Here is a 20,604-nt window from a genome sequence, read left to right on the forward strand (position 1 = left end):
AACCATTCAGCTGCCGCGAAACGGGCATGCGGGCCGGCCGTCCGCCGGCCGTCGGTCAATCCCGCGCGCCTCTGTGCATCCCTATCAGACAGGTCCACGTCCATGTCCAGCCATTCCAGGAACGAAGCGCTTTTCGAACGCGCCCAGCTCACCATCCCCGGTGGGGTCAACTCGCCCGTGCGCGCCTTCCGCTCGGTCGGCGGCACGCCACGCTTCATCGAGCGCGCGCAGGGCGCCTACTTCTGGGACGCCGACGGCCAGCGCTATATCGACTACATCGGCTCCTGGGGCCCGATGATCCTCGGCCACGTCCATCCGGAAGTGCTCGAAGCCGTGCAGAAGGTGCTCGTCAACGGCTTCTCGTTCGGCGCGCCGACCGAATCCGAGGTCGAGATCGCCGAGGAAATTTGCAAGCTGGTGCCATCCATCGAACAGGTGCGCATGGTCTCGAGCGGCACGGAAGCCACCATGAGCGCGCTGCGTCTCGCCCGCGGCTTCACGAACCGCAGCCGCATCGTCAAGTTCGAAGGCTGCTATCACGGCCACGCGGACAGCCTGCTGGTCAAAGCCGGCTCGGGCCTGCTGACCTTCGGCAATCCGACTTCGGCCGGCGTGCCGGTGGATATCGCGAAGCACACCACGGTCCTCGAATACAACAACGTCACCGCACTTGAAGAAGCCTTCAAGGCCTTCGGCAACGAAATCGCTTCGGTGATCGTCGAGCCGGTAGCGGGCAACATGAACCTCGTGCGCGCCACGCCGGAGTTCCTCGGCGCCCTTCGGCGCCTGTGCAGCGAATACGGCTCCGTGCTGATTTTCGACGAAGTGATGTGCGGCTTCCGCGTCGCGCTGGGCGGCGCCCAGCAGGTCTACGGCATCAAGCCGGATCTCACGTGCCTCGGCAAGGTGATCGGCGGCGGCATGCCGGCTGCCGCATTCGGCGGTCGCCGCGACATCATGGCCCACCTCGCGCCGCTCGGCGGCGTCTACCAGGCGGGTACGCTGTCGGGCAATCCGATCGCCGTGGCGGCCGGCCTGAAGACGCTGCAACTGATCCAGGCACCAGGCTTCTACGACACCCTCAGCGCGCGCACCACGCGTCTCGTGCAAGGTCTCAGCGAGGCGGCTCGCGAAGCGAAGGTGCCGTTCGCGGCGGACGCGCTCGGCGGGATGTTCGGCCTCTACTTCGCGGACAAGGTGCCGGCAAGCTTCGCCGAAGTCACCACCAGCGACGTGCCGCGCTTCAACGCGTTCTTCCACAAGATGCTCGACGCGGGTGTGTACTTCGCGCCGTCGGCCTATGAGGCGGGCTTCGTGTCGATTGTCCACGACGACGCGATCATCGACGCGACGGTCGACGCGGCACGCGGCGCCTTCGCCGCGCTGGCGGCCTGAAGCATCTGAAGCCATGGATGCAAGCGTAAAGACCTCACGATAGAACACGCCACAGCACTTAACGACCGGACGCCGATGTTCTCGCAAACCGATTTCGTCCATATGGAACGCGCGCTCGCTCTGGCGAAGCGCGGTATGTACACGACCGATCCGAACCCGCGCGTCGGCTGCGTGCTGGTCAAGAACGGCGAAGTGATCGGCGAGGGCTTCACGCAGCCGGCCGGGCAGGATCATGCCGAAGTGCGGGCGCTGAAGGACGCGCGTTCGCGCGGCCACGATCTGCGCGGCGCCACGGCCTACGTCACGCTCGAACCATGCAGCCACTTCGGCCGCACGCCGCCGTGCGCCAATGCGCTGATCGAAGCACAGGTGGACCGCGTGGTCGCGGCCATGGAAGACCCGAACCCGCAGGTGTCGGGGCGCGGCCTCAAGATGCTGCGCGACGCGGGTATCGAAGTGCGCTGCGGTCTGCTCGCCAATGAAGCCGCCGAACTGAACATTGGTTTCGTGTCGCGCATGACGCGCGGCCGGCCGTGGGTGCGCATGAAAGTGGCGGCCTCGCTCGACGGCCGCACCGGACTGCCATCCGGCGAAAGCCAATGGATCACAGGCGAAGCCGCGCGCGCCGATGGCCACGCCTGGCGCGCCCGCGCGTCGGCGATCCTGACGGGCATCGGCACCGTGCGGGAAGACGATCCGCGCATGACCGTGCGCGCCGTGGACACGCCGCGCCAGCCGCAACGCGTGCTGATCGACAGCCAGCTCGATGTGCCACCCACCGCGCAGATTCTCGCCGGTGCGCCGACGCTGATTTTCTGCGGCAATCTCGACGAGCGTCACACCGCGCGCGCGAACGTGTTGCGCGACCATGGCGCGGAGATCGTGCAAATGGCGAACGCGGCCGGTAAGGTGGATCTGCCGGGCATGCTGAAGGCGCTCGGCGAGCGCCAGGTCAACGAACTGCACGTCGAGGCCGGCTACAAGCTGAACGGCTCGCTGCTGCGCGAGGGCTGCGTCGACGAGCTGCTGGTTTATCTGGCGCCGAGTCTGCTCGGCATCGACTCGATGGGCATGTTCAGTCTGGTCGCACCGCAAGCGCTCGATAACCGGGTACGCCTGACCTTCCACACCGTCGACCGGATCGGCGACGACGTGCGGATTCTGGCGCGCTTCGCGCCGCAACCCGCGCCCCACCCTACTGCGAACTAAAAGGAATCAGCACGATGTTTACCGGAATCGTCGCGGCGGTCGGCCGCATTGAATCAGTCAAGCCCCTCGGCAACGATGGGATTGCGGGCGTACGCCTGAACGTCAACGCGGGCGCCCTCGACCTCGAGGACGTCCAGCTCGGCGACAGCATCACGATTCAAGGCGCCTGCATGACCGTGGTGGCCAAGACGTCGAACTCGTTCGAAGTGGATGTCTCGCGCGAGAGCCTGAACTGCACGGCGGGCCTTGGCGAGCCGGGCGAGGTCAATCTCGAGAAGGCGCTGCGTGCGCATGACCGGCTGGGCGGCCATATCGTGTCGGGCCATGTGGATGGGCTTGGGACGGTCACGCATTTCGCGCCGGTGGGCGAGTCGTATGAATTGCGCGTGCTGGCGCCGCGTGAGATTGGCCGCTATCTCGCGTACAAGGGGTCGATTACCGTCAACGGCGTGAGTCTCACGGTCAACTCGGTGAAGGATCGCGATGACGGCTGCGAGTTTTCGATCAATCTGATTCCGCATACGGTTCAGGTCACCGCGCTCAAGCATCTGCGTGAGGGGGTGAAGGTGAATCTGGAGATTGATTTGATTGCGAGGTATGTGGAGAGGATGCTTAGTACGTCGCCACAATAGTCGTGGCCACCTTAATAAGGCTGCGGGTTCCAATCACTTGATGCGGATCAGATCGCGTAGCGCAACCGGTAGCTGGTCCGTGGGCGTGCTTTCGTCCGGTTGCCCTTTACCCGCTTCGTATCGATAAACGAGATACTTCTTGTCCGTCTCATCACCCTCGTTGGGAATAATCACCAACATCTCCTTGCGCCCGGAATACAACCAGCGAGGTAAGGCTTTCTCTGCAAAGTAAATTCGTTCGTCAGCGTGCGTTACCGGGTTCTGTCGAATTGCGCCCCCCTTCAGGTAAGGTGGTCCGTAATTCAGCGCAAAAATGAGCGTCTTGCCGACGCATTTTGCCAGTGCAATGTGACCGACAAAATCGGTACGTGGCATGTCAAGAAACGCACGCTCGGTTTTACCCCCCACCTGTACGAATAACGAATCTCCATCCAGACCGTGCGAGCTTGTTTCAAGTTTTGCGCGACTTCCGTCTTCGAGGACACACGAAAGCACTGGCCGCAGGGTGCCAGCATCGCCGGCGTCCGGCGTTGCGCCGAGTGCGGCGGTAGCGACCAGTACAAGGCTGAGAGCGAGACTTTTCATTTCGTCGTCACCATATCGCGGAGAACCTGCATTGAGTCAGGGTCGGCGGCGAGCTTCGTCGCAGCAGCACTAATTTTCTTGTAGTAAATCCCGTTATCTACGCCTCGATACGCTTTGTACGCATCTTCGATAGAACTGGAACGATCAAGCCAATATTGCATGTACTCTGTCCCGAGCTGTATGTTCGTTGCTTCATCGAAGATTTCAGGGCTGTCATGCATGGCAGCCCCGTCACTAAAAGCCTGCTTTGTTTGCGCGTCGCTAGGCATGCGCCCACCGCGCTCTTTCTGCTTCCTGTATTTGTAAACCTGCTGGACACCCCCGAGTTGCATCTGGAAAAGCCCCTTCGCATCGTGCGAGGCGCCAGCATGCGCGTCAAATCTTGATTCCATGTATATCTGGCAAATGATCAGATTCTCATCAAGGGTCGAGTGATTGTTCGCCTCAACCAACTTTCGGATTTCACGCAGTCTTGCTGAATCATCGACCGGCACGGTAGCCGGATTCTGATCCGACTTGGGTGTCAGCTCCGCCTTTTGCGTCTTGATCGCCTTCTTCCCATCTGTCATAGGTGTCGATCCCAGTCGGGGTCCAGCGGCGCATGCTCTTCGAACACGTCGATAGTGGCGGTCACGGCACTGTCTGCATACACCTTTTCGGTGTGTCCGTGTTCATCGGTGCGACCTTCGATCTCTTCCCCGTCGTCAGTCACGATCTTGTAGGGCGTATTCTTGAGTGGATGACCAGTGCGCTCGTCTTTCAAGAGAAAATGCTGATCGTAGGATGCATCGCCGATGTATCTGCCCTGAGGCGTGTACCCCATCGTCGCGAGTTCGGCCGAATCGAAATCCATGAACGCGTTGCTCTGCGACGCAATCAGCTTGGGAGGCGGGTTACATTTGCAGATACAGAGGTCGTTTTCCAGCGCGACCTGCTTACCCATCAATACCATCGGTCGGTTCGGGCCGACGTTACGGATGTATCCCTCCGACTTGCAGGCGTGACAATTGACCTTTGCTTCCTGATACGCGAAAGGTTGCCCACGCGCGGTCGAAACGGGTTCGCCTTCAAGCACGACACCATCCGCCGTCGTCTTGTCACCCAGCATAATGAGGTAACGCCTCACACCATATACTCCCATCAACTATTTGAAGCCGGAAAAATCAAGTCACACATTAAAAGACGAGAAATTGCATTTCGTTACCACGCAAGATTCTGGCAACCTATTATTACGTGACCACCCCCATTATTGTGACCTACCGCACTAAAGATAGTATAGGGAAACTGCTCTTTTCCACTGCCCAACTTCCGAATATAGCTAGCATCGAAATCCTCGAAATATCCGTACCCGTCCGGATTGCCCCTGGGAACGGGATTGAGCTTCAATTTTTTATTAATCGCAGCCAACTGATTCGAGTCAGCCCGCAGAATTACAAAAAATAATGTGGTGCTCGAGTCAAAATAACCCACCTCACTTGCCTCATAGCCAAATACTTTCACGCCCGGTGGGAGGAGATATCTCATCCCGCCATGTTTGTCCTGGCTAACCATCTTCACCCCTAAAGCTTCGAGTGGTTTTTGTGGATCGTCAGGACCACCATCAAACTCACCTCCACTGAAAATTCCAATCGCTTCCGTCTTGCACATCACCGCATTTTCCAGTGCGACCTCCAAACTCTTCTGAGATGAAATTGTCTCCTGTGCAAATGCAGTTAAAGAGAAACTCAATACGCACATCAGCATCACACCAAAAATCGCTCTTGGCAGCCTTCCATCCATGTCCAGATGCATAGCAAGTCCATCCTCGCGTCAATCAATTCATTATTAAGAATAAAGTACACACAATCAACCAAACAACTCGACGCTCATTCATACTTCACCGTAATGTGCATATGAGTGTCGTGTGGTTCGACCCAATTGAGCCACGGCGTATAAACGTAAGGCGCATCCACTTCATTGTCGCCGCGCAACTCTTGATAGAGTCGAGCGAGCTTCTGCCCACCAGCACTGGTAGGGAATGGGGCCTTACGCTCTGCGTGGCTGTGATTGTGAATTTTAAAATCGAGACTCTCCGCCGAATCAACGATCTCCGTAACATCCAATCCAACACCCATCTTGTGCAGTCTGGAGCCGAGCATCGGTCGCCACGAACTTGAGAGATCGACAGTGTTGATATTGAGACGCCATGCTGCTTTCAGAATCGCCGCAAATGCACGAGGCGACGTCCGCTGAAGGGCTTGTTGCACAGTAGTATTGGCACTTGTGTTAATAGCATTCGCGACGGCTCGCGCGGCAAATTTAAGTGTGATGCCCAGTTGGGAAATCTGGACACTGAATGCGTCCATGGAGCGGGAATCTACTCCTGCACTATAAATGGGCTGTAGCGTGGTCGCCCAATCGATCGCTACACTTTGAGGCGCGGCAACGCTTTGGGCCACATTTTGTGGCGTGACTCCGTTTTGGTCCGCACCTTGAGGGATAGTGCCCCCTGCTGTTGCACTTTGAGGAGGGGCACTGCCGCTCGGGGCCGAACTGCCAAGCGTTGGCCGGGATAGCGTTTCTGGCGGGCACAGCCGTGTAATTTCATCATTGGTGAATTCGTGGCTGAGTTTTAGCCACAGGTCGCCATTCAGATAGCCGAAGTATTCGTTGGTCGCCCCGGGTTTCGCTACGATCTCGTTTTCTGCCGGAGTGCTTCCGAGACTATTTTCTGTTGAAAATTTGTCCTGTAAATCCGCTCGTATCTCATAGATATGCACCTTGATGTGCGCGACATCCGGGACGGTCCACGGGAACAATTGAAAACTCCGGTGCAACTCAAAGGCATCGTTGGCAATATGCAACGCGATGCGTGTTACGTCATTTGGGATATTGATTGGTGGCAATGTATGCACATTACGAAGGCCATCATGCAATCCGCTGGAGGTCACCGGAGCTAGAAATTTCGCGGTCTGGCCATGAGTACTGACATAAGGGTAAATGACCTTACGTGCATCAGCATCGACCACCACAAACGGAAGACCGTTGAGATAGGATGCGGAATCGGTCACACCCAAATGCGTCGCGTCATGGCCATAGACGGCTGTGTACATTGGATTGAGATTGTTATCGTCCCGCGGCGCGCAGTAAAAAACGAAAGTGACCTTGCGAGTCAAACAATGCGCATCTTGTGTAGGTTGATTAGCGTCAGCCGTAACCGTGCCAATAGGTGCGCCACTGGAATTTGTCATTTCCTTTCCGTTCTCATCGGTTGTTATCGGAATCAGCAATCGTGCGGATCGTCAACGTAGTCGTCCCCATCTTGACCGGGATCATGCGGATGCACATGAACATTCTGCGGGCTCGCCAGCCATACACGCTGTGTCAATCCGTTCTCGTCGGTGCGTCCATACCACGTCGGTCCGCTTTCGGACTCCAGACGATATGGGTAATCTTTAAGAACTGCACCGCTTTTATCTTTCACGGTGAATTGCGCGCTGTATTGCTTCGCTCCGGGCAGGTCCGGCAAAGGCATGCGCATTGACGCCGCTCCCGGCAAACTCCATTGCGCGCATTTCTCCCAAATCTGTCCGGTTGTGCCATTCTCGATGCCTTGTGCCGTGATGCGAATGTATGACCCGCCGACACCGATCCAGATTTCTTTCGAGGCGTTCAGGACAATCTTTCCGTCGGTGCTCGTGATGGCCAGGTCCTTGAGTGCAGCCAGCGCCATCTCATCGCTTTGAGCTTCAATTCTCACTTTTCCCGCTGCGGCAATCAGTTTCATCCCCGCCTGCTGTACAAACAGACTCAGCTTGTCCCGCACGCTCGCAATCAAGGATTTGCCGACAGCAAGATGAGTGCTTTGGCCACTTACGATGTTGATGTGACGGTCAGCCGTTAGGTGCATTGAATCTTGCGTCGATGTGCCAATTCCAACCGGGCTGGCGAAGAGCATCAGGGCTTTCTGGAACGCGTTTGCGCTGCCCGTGCCACCGCCCGCTGTGCGCCCGCTCGTGGCGTCGGGAGTGAATGCGGATTGCGTTGCATCCGTAAAGCTCTTCAACGAATCCTGCCCGTTCTTCAGGCTTTCCGCCTGATGTGTCTCGCTAGCCTGTGACAACGCCTCGATCACGCTTTCCGAATTATCGAGTTGACTACTCGCGTCGCGTACGTCGAGCGGCTGAGTCGTCGCATCAGCAGTGGGGTGAGTCGAGACATAAAGTCCCTGGCCGGCCCTGATCGCACCATACGCGTCCGACTTGAGATCGAAGCCGCTGCCCACATACGCGCCTCGCGCATTGCCAGTCTGGCTAATCAGGTACCCCAAATGCAATTGCGCATTCGTGCTGCTGCTGAATAACTGCACACGATTCTGACCACTCGAGTCATCCATCACCATCTGGTTGTAGCCACTGCCGCCATACTCTTTCGAGCGGTAGCCTGACAGCAGTCCGTTTGAATGCCAGTGTGGTTTTGCTGACCCGTTATACAGACGCGACATCACCACCGGCCGGTCACAATCCCCACCGATGTGATCGATCAGTACCTCTTCGCCCACCCGCGGCATATGCACGCCGCCATATCCGTTACCCGTATCGGCTTGCGCCACCCGCACCCAGCAAGATGCCTTCTCGTCGCCGCCGTTAAGTCGATCCCAGACGAACTGCACCTTGATGCGGTTCAGTTCGTCCGTGTAGATTTCTTCGCCCTTCGGACCCACCACTATCGCCGACTCCAGATGCGTCTCCGGCTTCTGATGGTCGAACGAGCTGCGATACGGCACGCTTGTGCGCTGCGCCTCGATCTCAGCCAGGTAGAAGCCTTCCGAGCCGTCCGCGTGCGTCACCTTGAGCCCGGTATCGCTGGCGTGGCTCGCGCGTACCTCATCGAGCGTGCCCTGCAGGCTGTGCGGATAGTCCGGCCCCGGGTTGCCGGCCGGCACGTTGTTCGCGATCACCCACGACGCCTCGATCACCGCGAACTCCTTCTGGCTCGACTGATCCCGGTCGTGGTCCGGGTGGCCGCTGAGGATAAAGCGCCGTCCCGCATCGATTCTTCGAACCCCACCTACGCCCTTAAAGCGCTTGGCTCGCGACTCCCACTCCTCCATCCGGATCCCGGAGAGCTGGTCGCCCCGGTCCTGTTTCGGATAGGTGTACGCGCCGGTGTATTCGTACACCTCCGCCTGATCAGGCAACGCGCCCTGGTTGGGCATCGTCGGCACGTTGGTACTTTTGGGGTTGAACTGCGTCGAGGGGCTTTTGTAGTCGAATGTGCGCGTGCTCAGCGACGTGCTTTGCAGCGTGCGTGTGCCCGACCATTGGGTGAGCGCATCCGTCTCGCTGCCAGTGCCCGCCCGGTAGAACGGCACTGTTTCCGGCGACAGTGCATCAAGCGTCGCGAGACGGTCGGTGATCACCAGCGTGTGCGATTTGCCATCCTGCGCCTGCTGCCAGAATCCATATAAGCCTTCGGATTCGAGCAGGCGGTGTACGAAGTTCCAGTCATCTTCGTCCTGGCGGCAGTACGAGCGCGAGGGCAGCGGCTTTGAGAGTGCGAACTGGAATAAACCTTGGGCCTGGGGATGCGTGTTAAAGACGTCTGTGATGATGTCGTCGGCGGTCTTGTCCTGCCAGATCCGCTGGTCGCGGCGGAACTTGAGGAAGTGCATCCAGGAGGCGAAGCCGAGCTGGTAGCTCGTCAGTCCGCTGTTTGAACCGAGGCGGCGTGCCGTATGCGCATAGCCGTTGTGGGGCAGGTAGGATTTGTCGGCCTGCTGGATCCACAACGTGACCGGTTGCGCGATCAACGTCTTGAGTTCGATATAACTGGAGGTCGATACCACGTCGACCGTGAATTCGAAGTGGCGGCCCAGGCGCGAGCGGCCCACCACGCGTTGCGGGACCAGCACATTCGACCCCAACGGTGTATCCAGTTTCAGCAGGCGGTCAGTTTGTGAAACGCCGCCCGTTATTGCGCTGATTAAATCCTGTGCTCCCATGCTACCCCGCCTTTCGTCTTTCTTGTGTTCAATACGCGCTCCCGCGTTACCGCGCGATAGTACAAAACTTCAAATTTATTCGCCAGCGTCAAAACATGTAAAACCGCCGTATGGCATGTATTTCCACAGTTTGCATATGCGCCGGGCATATCGGTAAATATCGTCGAGTCAATCCAGCCGTTTTCCAGTTTGCACCCGATTGTCATGCGGGTTTAAAAACGCAGCATTCAGATTCATGTCATGAAACAGTAGCAAATGGCCAGCGCCAAAGAAGTCGAATCGAAAGCGTCTGACTACACCGTGCTGTTGCTGCACACAGTCACCTATGTGCGGAGACCCGTTTTGCACAACCGCCTCTCACTGGCCGCCTCTCGAACCGGCTCGGGAAACCGAGACTTGCCGGCCTCCCAAAAGCCAGCCCCTTGCTCACCCCACCTCACCGATTTTCGTCATACCGCAACCGGTGGTCTTGAATGCTTGCGAGGTGCGCCCTCGCCCATCTCGCGAGTTGACGCACCGGTTCGGACAGCGATAGTCCAAGTTCGGTCAGTGCATAGTCCACTTGCGGCGGCGCCGTATCCCGAACTGTACGCACCACCATTCCATCACGCTCAAGCGTCTTGAGCGTGCGCGTCAACATCTGCTGCGAAATACCGGCCACATGGCGCTTGATATCGTTGAAGCGGCGCGGCTGCTCACGCAGCGCCACCACCACCTGTATGGTCCATTTATCACCGACCCGAGTGAGGATTTCGCTCACCCCACGGCAATCGCTGGGCGGGTCGCGCGGCGCGGTCACATCCATATGACTTAGTCCTGAAAATATGCGTTTTTACCAAGTAGAAAATGATCAGATACTTGGCCCTGACCAACAATCCCGATTGATCAATCCGAGAATATCATGATCCTTTTTTACCATCCTGGTGCTTGCAGTCTTGCCGTTCACATCGCGCTTATCGAGACGGGGATGCCATATAAACTGGTAAGCATTACGAAGGACAAGCGAACATCCGACGGGCGCGATTTTCTAAAAATCAATCCGAAGGGCTTCGTCCCGACCCTGGAGCTCGACGATGAAACTGTGCTCGGCGAAGCCCTGGCCATTCTCGCCTACGTCTGTCATCGGACAGGCACGCTGCTACCCGAGGACGGGCGTGTCCGTTGGCAAGCCCTGGAAGCGACCTCCTTCATGACGACCGAGGTCCACGGCAACTTCAAGCCTTTCTGGAAGAACGCACCCGAGCCGGAGAAGGAAAACGCCCGGCAGGCGCTGGTCAAGCACTTCGATATCCTCGCCGGGCAACTCGGGAACCAGGCGTTCCTGACGGGCGACCGGATGACCATCGCAGACCCTTACCTGTTCGTGATGCTAATGTGGGCGTCCATACACGGAATCAAAGTATCGGAGCGATTCGATGCTTTCTTTACCCGGATGAACGCGCTGCCCTCGGTCGCACAGGCGCTCGCAGAAGAAGGTCTGGCCTGAGCACGACCGCTCGGCGACCCGTTGAATCCGCAGCCCGTTCCGGTCAGTCAACGTAGGCGCCTGAATCGACAACAGCCTCAAATCGGTCAACAATCGGTGACGTCGACAAACCAGCGTAACCTGAACGATCTGGAGCGATGCCACATAGGAGATTACGTGAACCCCGTTTCCGATCTTTCTGTTTTGTTGAGAACATTAGAGCCGGTGCTTAACTCAGGCGTGTTTGTGTTTGCGTCGGTCAAGGATGGTCATGCTATTGACCCGGCCGCTATCGTCGCATCGATTCGAGAGCCCGAGGGTTTGTCGGTTGTTGTGAGCGAGACTGACGCGGCAATCAGTGGTTTGAACGCGTTATTCAAATGCGCCTGGATTACGCTGACCGTGAATTCAGCGCTGGATGCGATCGGGTTGACCGCAGCATTCGCCAGTGCATTGGGCCGCGCCGGCATCAGCTGTAACGTGGTGGCAGGCGCGTACCACGATCATATTTTTGTTCCTCTCGAATCGGCACAGGCGGCGATGCAGGTGCTTCGTCAGTTGCAGACGAAAGGAGGCGCGGCGTAAGCACGCATTCGACCGGCTGTTCGATGAAGTGTGTCGCTCAGGAACCACCAAACCAGTTGTAGCCCTGGTTCTCCCAATAACCGCCGGGGTAGTCGTTCGTCACGATGATCGCGACGATGTGTTTGGGATTCTTGTAGCCGAGCTTGGTGGGCATGCGCAGCTTCATCGGAAAGCCGTACTTCGGCGGCAGCACCTGGCCATCGTAGGTCAGCGTGAGAAGCGTCTGCGCATGCAGCGCGGTGGGCATGTCGATGCTCGTCCAGTAGTTGTCCGCACAATGCAACGACACGTAGCGTGCCGTCGTATCCGCGCCGGCGCGCTTCAGGAAGTCGGCAAAGCGCACGCCGCCCCAGCGGCCGATCGCGCTCCATCCTTCAATGCAGATATGGCGGGTGATCTGGTCCTGCTGCGGCAGCGCGCGCAGCTCGTCGAGCGTCCAGACACGTTTGCCATGCGCAAGACCGCCTACCTGAAGCCGGTACGAGGCCGGGTCGACTTCCGGCACGTCGTCGATATCGTAGAACGCGTTGAACGGAAACGGCCGCGTGATCATCGAGTCGGGATAGGTCGGCGCCATCCTGTTCGAATCGAACAGCAGGGACTGTACGTCGTCGTTGAAGAACGAGATCCTGCGCAGCATCGTGTTGACCGATTTGTCGTTGCTGAGATCGCAGCCGGACAACATCGCCAGGCCGCCGAGCGAGAGAATCCGCTTGCCGAGCAGGCGGCGCGCGGGATTTCCCAGTTCGTTGCGCGCATCCTTGATGATGGATTCAGCGTGAGACGAAAGAAACGAACCCGGCTCCTGAGCTCTTTTTCGAAAGGTCACGGTTACCGTCCGCGGATCATCAAAAGCAGCGAGCGCGGCACCAGCGCGACCATTGCGACGTGTACGACGAAGAACGCCACCAGCACGCTCATTGCAAAAAAATGCACGACACGCGCGTTGTCGTACCCGCCCATCAGCATGCGCAGCAGCGGAAACTGGACCGACTTCCATATAGCCAGTCCCGAGAGGATCACCAACGCGATATCGAAGATGACGGCCAGATAGGCGAATTTCTGCACGACGTTGTAGCGTGTGAGGTCCTCGTGCCCGAGCGTGCCGCGCAGCGCGGCGACGAGATCCGTCGCAAGCGACCTGAGTCCGATCGGCAGCAGTTTCCGGCGCAGACGTCCGGAAGCGACATTCAGCATGAGGTAGACGAGGAAATTCGCCACCAGCATCCACATGACCGCGAAGTGCCACAGCAAGGCACCGCCGAGCCACCCGCCCAATGTCATGGCGGAAGGAAATCGCAAGACTGGAAAAATCGGCGAGGCGTCGTAGACCTGCCAACCGCTCATCGCCATCAGGACGACAGCGAGCGCGTTAATCCAGTGTGTGATGCGGACCCAGGCGGGTTGAATCGTTGCGTGGCTCAAAGCGATCTCGTGATGGATGAGGGCCGATATCAGGCCGGTACTGTGGCCAACCGCGCTTGCCGCAAATGGGGCAGCTCGCCGCCATGAGCGGCCACAGTGAACCGGCATCCTGCGTTAGAACTGCGGCGCCACGCCGTCCTTCTCGACGAACAGCACGTGCGCGTCATAAATGCCGTTCGCACCGGGTGTCACCACGAGGAACACCTTCTTCCCTGCCGTGAGATCCGTTCTGCTCGCCGGAACCGGCGTCACGACGGGCACGTTTTCCGGCACTGTCACCGTGCTGCTGCCGCCCTTGTACGACAGATTCAATTCACGTCCGCTGGTACCAGTGACCACCGACACCACGTTTGCATTCGTCATCGTGCTGTTGGGACCGAAGTCATAAGCGAAATGCCCTTCGGCCGTACCGCGTGCAGCATCAGGAAAGACAATCATCGACGTGGCCGTCAATTTGCCATCGCTGCCCGCTAGCGCCGGCGTCCCCACGTATGTACCGACTTTGGCGTCGGAAAGCCTGGCGGCCTTGAGCGCCGAGACCCCGACGTCCGGCTTGACATCGACCGCCACGGTGTCGCCGCTGTTCCGATGCACGGTCAGCGTTTCGCCTTTGAACGACACAATATCGCCACGAATCCGCTCCGGTTTGACGTCCGGCGTTTGCGCAAAAGACACGCTCGAAAACGCAACAGCAGCGAACCAAACACCTAGTTTGTAATGAATCGACACGAGTTACTCCATCTACATGAATGCCATTGAATCGGGACGCCAGACGCTGACGGATGCCACGGTTGTCACGGTCGCCGAAGACCGGCCTCCGACGTCTGGACGTGTGCGTTGCCGGGGTGTTAGCCACTCAGGACAACTGATTCTTCATGGCCAGGACGTCGATCGGTTCGATCGACGGGGGGCTTGCCAGCAGCTCGTCGACGCGCGCCATCAGGGCACCGGCCATATTGCCGCGCAGGTGTGCCTGGCGATCCTCTTCGCTCGCAAACGCGTCGAAGACACCGAAGGTCGTCGGCGACAGCCTGAGGGCGAACCAGATCGGCGTGGTCGTCTCCCGATTGGTCATTTCAAGGCCCGCGGTGAGGAAGTCGGCGACCGCCTGCTCCTTTCCCGGTTTGGCTTCAAGTCGGACAAAAAAGGCGTGCGTGATCATCTGTGTTCTCCGGTGCCCGCGTGAGGAGTTCATGCGGTGAGCCACACTGTACAAACAGAGTCCGTTAGCGAATACTGTCTGAATCGACAATTTTGGTATCAATCCTGCCATGCGAATTTTTGTCCTCGCGCTCGACGGGGTGTTCGACACGGGCCTCACCACGGTGCTCGATAGCTTGACGATGGCCAACGGCCTTGCAAGCACGACAGGGGTGGCCACAGCGGGCTTTGACATCACCGTGGTGGGGATGCGGCCGCAGGTGCACACCGAGCTTGGCATGCAAGTGCCCGTCCGCGATATGAGCGGCGCACCTGCGCCGGACTGGGTCGTCTTGCCGGCACTCAACCGCATGACGGGCGAGGCGCTTGTGCCTGTACTCGGCCGGGACGATGTGGTCGATGCGCTGGGCGCCTTGCGCGCATGGCGAAGTGGCGGCGCCCGCGTTGCAGCCGCCTGCACGGGTACGTTCGTGCTGGCTGAAAGCGGCTTGCTCGACGGTGGCGAAGCCACGACCACCTGGTGGCTCTCACCGCTGTTCCGGCAGCGCTACCCAAAGGTGAATCTGGATGCGCACCGGATTGTCGTTCCCAGCGGCGGCGCGCTAACGGCGGGGGCGGCCCTGAGCCACCTCGATCTTGCGCTCTGGCTGATCCGCAACAACAGCCCTGAGCTTGCGGCGCTCGTGGCGAAGTACCTCGTGTTCGATACGCGACTGTCGCAGTCTGCCTATGCGATCTCCGATCACCTCTCCCACTCGGACCCGCTCGTCGAGCGGTTCGACCGCTGGGTGCGCGATCACCTCGGCACGGCAATCGCACTCGACGTCGTCGCCGATGCGTTGGCGACCAGTCCGCGAACGTTGACGCGACGTCTGAACGCGGTGCTCGGTAAAACCCCTATCGAGTACATTCAGGATCTGCGGATCGAGCGCGCGGTCCAATTACTCAAGACAACCAGGCTCACCGTCGATCGCATTGCGGAGCAGGTCGGATACGCGGACGGCCACACGTTGCGAACGTTGTTGCGACGGCGGATCGGTAAGGGAGTCCGCGAGTTGCGGGTGTCGTGAATCGGGCGCGAGCCGGAAAACAATCGCGGCAACATCGATCGGCAGACCAGAGGCTTCACGGGACTGAACGCCCGCTGTCACGGCGCATCGATCCCCAACGCTTCGAGCAGCGGTCCGAGATACGCCGCGTAAGCCTGCCAGCGGCCTTTCGATGTTGCATAGAGCGGCTGGCGCACCTGGTTCACACTGGCCGTGCGCACCACGCGGCGGTTCTCGTGGAAGTTCAGACACGCATCGTCCCAGGGCAGATCGAGGAATTCGATCAGCCGCTTCGCTTCGCCTTCGATGTCATCCACCACGGCTTCGTAATCCACCTCGATGAAGCGATCTTTCGGCAAAACCTCGCGCCAGTGCGCCATCAGACGCTCGTAGTAGCGGTAGTACGTGCCGAGTTCGGTCTGGTCATAGCTGAACGACTGCTCACCAATAAAGAGTTTCGTATAGCACGACAGACAGGTATCGACCGGATCACGCCGCGCGTGGATGATGCGCGCACCGGGCAGGATTAGCGGAATCAGGCCCGCGTACAGGAAGTTGCCCGGCATCTTGTCGACGAGGCGTGTGCGGCCCTGCGCGAGCGGTGCGATGCGCTCAAGGTAGTGGCGTCCAATCTGTTTCAGCACACGGCTGGCTTCGCCTTGGTTCGCATCGTCATTGACCAGCGCGGGCAGATGGTCAGGATAAATTCCGCTCCCCTCTACCACCAGCCGCAACGCCGACAACTCGCCCGCACCCGTTACCTGCGGATGCGATGAAACGATCTGCTCGATCAGCGTGGTACCCGAACGCGGCATGCCGAGGACGAACACCGGCAAATCGGAGGCCTCGCCTTTGCCGCTCAGCCTGTGGTACAGCCCGGGTGTAAAGGTGCGCGCAAGGTGCGCCATCCACTGGCCGGATTCGACCACGTCATAGTCGAAGGTCGTACGTTTCTGGCGACAGCCCGCCTCGAAATGGGCGAACGCACGTTCACCATCCTTGATATCCAGATACGCCTTGCCCAGCGCAAAATGCACCGCAATCCGGTTGGGCAGCGGCCGGCGTTCGCCTTCCGCGAGAAACGCTTCAAGTACGGTAAAAGCGGGGTCGCCCACGCTGAATTTGTGCGCATCGGCACGGGCAGCGAGAATCGGTGCGGAGTCCGGAAAGATTTCCAGTGCATGATCGAACGCGGCGAACGCGGCGTCTTTCCGGCCCGCTTCCATTAACAGCCTCGCACGGCCTAGCAGGGCGTCCTCGGCCAACGCGCCAGGCAACTGTGCCGCATGGTCGAACTCCACGAGCGCCTCGTCGGTCTCGCCCAGCGCCTGCAACACCAGCGCGAGCGCATGATGCGCATCCGTGCTGTGGGGCACAAGCGCCACCGCCTGACGCGCGAAATCAAGCGCTTCCGTCAAGCGCTCGATCTGCCGAAGCACTTTGGCGCATGCGATGAGTGCGGACGGATGTTGCGGTGCGAACGCGCGGAGCATGTCGAGCGCATTCAGCGCATCGTCGTAATGACGGCGCGAGGTTTCGACCTCGGCCAGGTTCAGGTAAGCATCAATCAGACGCGGGTTCAGATCGATCGCAAAGCGGGCCTTGATGGCCGCTTCGTCGTAGCGCCCCTGCGTGGACAGCAGATACCCGAGATTGCTGTGCGCTTCAGCGTAATCCGCATCCAGTTCCAGCGCCCGGCGGTAGTGGAATTCGGCAAGATCAAGGCGGTCAAGGCGCCGGCAGGTATTGGCGAGATTGTTGTGCGCCTGCGCCCAGCCGGGTTGTAGTGCGATCACGCGTTCGAGGCAGATCCGGCTTTCCTCGAACTTGCCCGCCTCCTGAAGCACGATGCCGAGGTTGTTCCAGCCCGACACGAGCGAGGCATCCATCGCCACGGCACGGCGGCCTGCTTCCTCGGCATCCGCGAGCAATCCCTTTTGTCGGCACAGTTCGGCGAGATCGCTTGAATACGCAGCGGGTGCACCCGCTGCGTTGCACGCTTGGCGTATGTGAGAAATCGCTAGATCGAGCTTGCCGTCGGCGTGGGCCATCAGGCCGAGCAGATGCAGCGCATCGGCCTGCCCCGGCCACACTGCCAGCACGCTCTGGCAGCACTGTTCGGCCTGCGTGGCCTGGCCGGCGCTCCAGTGTGCGCGCGCACGCTGGAGGGCTTCAGGGATACCTGGAGTGTCCTTGCGGGGAACGGTGGGCATGACGGTTTCAGAATTGATAACCCACCCGAATGCTACCCTGCTGAGCCGACGCATGATCCGTGTTGATCACCGTGTCGTAGTTCAGCGATACGTCCATGTTCTTCGTCGGATGCAGCGTGACGCTTGCGCCTGTCGTCAGGTAGCCACGCGGCAGGTTGGTCCCCGGAGCGGCGAACCCCGTGCCGTCCTGTGCGGCAACTGTCATTGTCCGGTTCACATCGAGCAGTTCACGCGCGTAGCCGAGCCGCAACTCGACGTTCACAGGCTTCACCGCATCGCCGAATGCCTTGTCGAGCGTGACGCCGGCATACGGCTGCAAGCTGTGCACGTTGTCCGTGCCGACGTTCAGATCTTCTCCACCCGCCCCGCTCTCACCGAAGCCGTTCGCGTGGAAATACGCGTAGCGCAGTCCGACGCGCGGCGTGACCGTTACGTCGCCGAACCTCATCGGCAAACTCGCCTGGGCACCCGTGGTGACGTCCTGCCCCATGTGGTTGCCTTCGGCTGTGCCTGTCGAGTCACCGAATGGACGCTTTTGCGACAGGAAGTCGAGGCCGACGCCGAGTGTCGCGGCCAGACTCACCGGCCCCACGAAGCGACTGCCGTACAGCGCTGCGCGCAGCGTGTCGATCGTGCCCGAGTCGCCAGTGCCCTGTTCGTCGATGTCCGAATGGTCGTAACCGGCCGACACGCCTACGGTGTAGTCACCGAGTTTCTGGTCGAGCCCGGCGAGGAAGCCATAGCGATTCGTCTGGAAGCCGGGTTCGCTGTTGGTGCCTTCCACCTTCGTCTGGACACCGGTGGCAGCGACCCAGCCGTCGGGCTGTCCAGCAGTGGCCGCTGACGCGTGATCCAGGCGGTCGAGCAGCGCGGCGCCCGTGGCCTGCGCGCCGAGAAGGGCGGAGGTGCCGACTGCCGTGTAGATGCTGGTGTCGGTTGGTGCAACGACCACGGGTGCCGCAGGTGCGTCAGGCGTGACGGCATCGGCCAGCACAAGCTGGACGTTATTCGCGCCATAGGTGACCGATGTCGTGAGCGTGCCGAGGTAGGACGTGCCCGTGCTCGTCGTGCTGGCGAAGGTGCCGGAGAGACTGTGTGCCGAGACCAGCGTGTAGCTTCTCGCCGAGTACGTGCCCGGATCGTAGGTAATCGCCAGTGTTCCGCCGAGCGTTGCCGTGCCGCTCACTGCCAAAGCCGAAGCCGCTGTCGGGCTAACCTCGATAGAGAGCGTCGCGGCACTCGCCTGCGTGTAGTTGCCGCCCACAGTCAACGTGCCGACCGTGCCGCCTGGCATGACCGTGCCGTTATTGGTCACGCTGCCTGTGACCGTACCGTGGCCACGCAGCGTGCCGGCCGCGTCGACCTGAACATCGCCACCGAGTACCGCCGATGGCGTGTTGATATCACCCACTTCGAGCAGGCCGCCCGTAATCTCGGTGGTGCCGGTAAACGACGAACTGTTGCCATCAAAGATCTGCGAGCCGCTGCCCTGCGTAAGCAGTTTGCCACTGCCTGTGATCGTTCCTCCGAAGGTGCCGCTCGCGTTCATGAGCGTCAGGCTCTGCGTACCCAACGCCACCGTCCCTGTACCGGCGAGACTCGCAATGGAAGCGCCAGCCGTGGTACCGGAGATATCGAATGTGCCGTTGTCGGTTACGCCGCTCGACGCCGCAACACTGCCGGCGCCCGATAGCGACAGCGTCGCGCCGCTGTTGATTGTCGTCGCGCCCGTGTAGGTGTTGGTGTTAGTCAGGGTCAGCGAGCCGCCACGGATACTGCTGGCGACCGTCAAGTTGCTGCCACCGCTGATCGTGCCGCTGATCGTCGACGCCACGCCATCCGTATCGATCGTGCCGTTACCGCTCAGCACAATGCTGCGGCTGGAGGTGATGCCCGCTGTGGTTTGCAGTGTGCCGCCGTTGAAGGTCATCGCACCCGCTGAAGCGCCAAGATTTCCATCGGACGAAATCGCCAGCGTGCCGCCGGTAATCGTCGTGCCGCCACTGTAGGTATTCGTGCCCGATAGCGTCAGCGTACCGGTGCCGCTTACCGTCACGTTGCCACTGCCCGAGATGATGCCACTTACGCCAAAGTTATTCGTGCTACTGAGTGTCAATGCTGAGGTGCTGCCGTCGAGCAGGATGGCATTGGTCAACGTCACGCCACTAACTGCTGCGCCAATGGTGGCACTTACCGTACTCACAGTCGTGCCCACCACCGTGCCCGCATCCAGCTCGATGGGGCCGTTGAGAGCCGCATTGGTCGTTTCAATCGTCAGCGAATTCGTGCCGCCAGTGAACCGGATCGCATCACCCTGCGCCCCACTGCCTCCATTCGCCAAGCCACCGGAGATCGTGCCGCTGTTGGTAATCGTCATGTTCGAGCCGCTAACGCCGGCACCACCCGCGCCACCGCTACCACCATCGCTACCCGTACCCCCGTTGCCGCCTTGAATGGTGCCCGCGTTGGACAAGGTCCCGCTGCTAATCAGAACACCTGTGCCACCACCACCGCCACCGCCGCCACCATTGGTAACCCCATTCCCCCCATTACCGCCATCGCCCGCTTGAATAGTTCCCGTGTTAGACAACGAGGTCCCTGTATTGGCCAGGACACCCGTACCGCCACCACCACCGCCGCCGCCCAAAAAGCCACCACCCCCATCGCCACCGCGACCACCTTGAATGGTGCCCGCGCTGGATAAGGTCCCTGTGTTGATCAGGACGCCGGCACCACCACCGCCGCCGCCACCACCACTACCGCCAGCAGAAGCATTGCCGCCATTCTGGGCATTACCCCCTGACACAAGACCGGTTATGGTTTGCGTACTTGCGATTGTCTGTCCGACCCCGCCTCCACTACCACCACCGGTACCGCTAAAACGGCCGGCGCTCCCGTTGGA

19 protein-coding genes are annotated in these 20,604 nt (G+C 59.9%); 6 read left to right on the forward strand and 13 right to left on the reverse strand.

The annotated features are described in order from the left end of the window. Positions 1–102 precede the first annotated feature (102 nt). The 3 genes from hemL to BUS12_RS27320 all read left to right on the forward strand — a co-directional run bounded on the left by hemL (position 103) and on the right by BUS12_RS27320 (position 3,236). Positions 103–1,395, forward strand: coding sequence for a glutamate-1-semialdehyde 2,1-aminomutase (gene hemL / locus BUS12_RS27310; RefSeq protein ID WP_074300500.1), 1,293 nt, complete (start codon positions 103–105; stop codon positions 1,393–1,395). Between the two features lie 75 nt (positions 1,396–1,470). Beyond that, positions 1,471–2,604 (forward strand): bifunctional diaminohydroxyphosphoribosylaminopyrimidine deaminase/5-amino-6-(5-phosphoribosylamino)uracil reductase RibD, encoded by a 1,134-nt coding sequence (gene ribD / locus BUS12_RS27315; protein WP_074300501.1) that lies wholly within the window; start codon positions 1,471–1,473, stop codon positions 2,602–2,604. 14 nt (positions 2,605–2,618) lie between these two features. Continuing rightward, on the forward strand, positions 2,619–3,236 hold the full coding sequence (locus BUS12_RS27320; protein ID WP_074300502.1) for a riboflavin synthase: 618 nt from the start codon (positions 2,619–2,621) through the stop codon (positions 3,234–3,236). Between the two features lie 33 nt (positions 3,237–3,269). Here the strand turns inward: BUS12_RS27320 and BUS12_RS27325 are convergent, their stop codons facing one another. The 7 genes from BUS12_RS27325 to BUS12_RS27355 all read right to left on the reverse strand — a co-directional run bounded on the left by BUS12_RS27325 (position 3,270) and on the right by BUS12_RS27355 (position 10,609). Continuing rightward, on the reverse strand, positions 3,270–3,821 hold the full coding sequence (locus BUS12_RS27325; protein WP_074300503.1) for a hypothetical protein: 552 nt from the start codon (positions 3,819–3,821) through the stop codon (positions 3,270–3,272). Next, positions 3,818–4,390: a transglycosylase SLT domain-containing protein gene (locus BUS12_RS27330; protein ID WP_074300504.1), complete on the reverse strand. Its 573-nt coding sequence runs from the start codon at positions 4,388–4,390 to the stop codon at positions 3,818–3,820. The genes BUS12_RS27325 and BUS12_RS27330 overlap by 4 nt, the downstream gene beginning before the upstream one ends. Further along, a complete protein-coding gene (locus BUS12_RS27335) occupies positions 4,387–4,947 on the reverse strand; it encodes a PAAR domain-containing protein (RefSeq protein WP_143788473.1) in 561 nt (186 codons plus the stop codon). The genes BUS12_RS27330 and BUS12_RS27335 overlap by 4 nt, the downstream gene beginning before the upstream one ends. A 74-nt stretch (positions 4,948–5,021) precedes the next feature. Next, a complete protein-coding gene (locus BUS12_RS27340; protein ID WP_074300506.1) occupies positions 5,022–5,612 on the reverse strand; it encodes a hypothetical protein in 591 nt (196 codons plus the stop codon). Between the two features lie 74 nt (positions 5,613–5,686). After that, the gene (locus BUS12_RS38425) at positions 5,687–7,051 is read right to left on the reverse strand and encodes a hypothetical protein (protein WP_143788474.1); all 1,365 of its coding nucleotides are present in this window, start codon (positions 7,049–7,051) and stop codon (positions 5,687–5,689) included. Between the two features lie 32 nt (positions 7,052–7,083). After that, a complete protein-coding gene (locus tag BUS12_RS27350; protein ID WP_083640642.1) occupies positions 7,084–9,804 on the reverse strand; it encodes a type VI secretion system Vgr family protein in 2,721 nt (906 codons plus the stop codon). Positions 9,805–10,240: 436 nt separating this feature from the next. Next, positions 10,241–10,609 carry a winged helix-turn-helix transcriptional regulator gene (locus BUS12_RS27355; RefSeq protein WP_074300508.1) on the reverse strand — a complete coding sequence of 123 codons (369 nt, stop codon included), beginning with the start codon at positions 10,607–10,609 and terminating at the stop codon, positions 10,241–10,243. A 96-nt stretch (positions 10,610–10,705) separates the two neighbouring features. Here BUS12_RS27355 and BUS12_RS27360 point away from each other — a divergent pair, with 96 nt between their 5' ends. Both BUS12_RS27360 and BUS12_RS27365 read left to right on the forward strand, forming a co-directional pair. Continuing rightward, positions 10,706–11,290 (forward strand): glutathione S-transferase N-terminal domain-containing protein, encoded by a 585-nt coding sequence (locus tag BUS12_RS27360; protein WP_074300509.1) that lies wholly within the window; start codon positions 10,706–10,708, stop codon positions 11,288–11,290. Positions 11,291–11,446: 156 nt separating this feature from the next. After that, positions 11,447–11,854: an ACT domain-containing protein gene (locus BUS12_RS27365; protein ID WP_074300510.1), complete on the forward strand. Its 408-nt coding sequence runs from the start codon at positions 11,447–11,449 to the stop codon at positions 11,852–11,854. A gap of 37 nt (positions 11,855–11,891) precedes the next feature. On the opposite strand, the gene BUS12_RS27370 is transcribed toward BUS12_RS27365, so the two are convergent. From BUS12_RS27370 to BUS12_RS27385, 4 genes are all read right to left on the reverse strand, one after another. Continuing rightward, complete coding sequence (locus BUS12_RS27370; RefSeq protein WP_074300511.1) at positions 11,892–12,683, reverse strand: molybdopterin-dependent oxidoreductase; 792 nt, start codon at positions 12,681–12,683, stop codon at positions 11,892–11,894. Positions 12,684–12,685: 2 nt separating this feature from the next. Further along, on the reverse strand, positions 12,686–13,279 hold the full coding sequence (locus tag BUS12_RS27375) for a cytochrome b/b6 domain-containing protein (RefSeq protein ID WP_074300512.1): 594 nt from the start codon (positions 13,277–13,279) through the stop codon (positions 12,686–12,688). 114 nt (positions 13,280–13,393) lie between these two features. Then, positions 13,394–14,008: a hypothetical protein gene (locus BUS12_RS27380; RefSeq protein WP_074300513.1), complete on the reverse strand. Its 615-nt coding sequence runs from the start codon at positions 14,006–14,008 to the stop codon at positions 13,394–13,396. A 127-nt stretch (positions 14,009–14,135) separates the two neighbouring features. Continuing rightward, positions 14,136–14,441 (reverse strand): putative quinol monooxygenase, encoded by a 306-nt coding sequence (locus BUS12_RS27385; RefSeq protein WP_074300514.1) that lies wholly within the window; start codon positions 14,439–14,441, stop codon positions 14,136–14,138. A 109-nt stretch (positions 14,442–14,550) separates the two neighbouring features. Here BUS12_RS27385 and BUS12_RS27390 point away from each other — a divergent pair, with 109 nt between their 5' ends. After that, positions 14,551–15,510, forward strand: coding sequence for a GlxA family transcriptional regulator (locus BUS12_RS27390; RefSeq protein ID WP_074300515.1), 960 nt, complete (start codon positions 14,551–14,553; stop codon positions 15,508–15,510). Between the two features lie 77 nt (positions 15,511–15,587). Here BUS12_RS27390 and BUS12_RS27395 read toward each other — a convergent pair whose 3' ends face one another. Together BUS12_RS27395 and BUS12_RS27400 are read right to left on the reverse strand one after the other, a co-directional pair. Beyond that, positions 15,588–17,702, reverse strand: coding sequence for a tetratricopeptide repeat-containing sulfotransferase family protein (locus BUS12_RS27395; protein WP_074300516.1), 2,115 nt, complete (start codon positions 17,700–17,702; stop codon positions 15,588–15,590). Between the two features lie 7 nt (positions 17,703–17,709). Further along, a complete protein-coding gene (locus tag BUS12_RS27400; RefSeq protein ID WP_253190222.1) occupies positions 17,710–20,175 on the reverse strand; it encodes an autotransporter outer membrane beta-barrel domain-containing protein in 2,466 nt (821 codons plus the stop codon). Positions 20,176–20,604: the final 429 nt, after the last annotated feature.

This window comes from Paraburkholderia phenazinium (assembly GCF_900142845.1).
GTDB classification, from domain to species: Bacteria; Pseudomonadota; Gammaproteobacteria; order Burkholderiales; family Burkholderiaceae; genus Paraburkholderia; species Paraburkholderia phenazinium_A.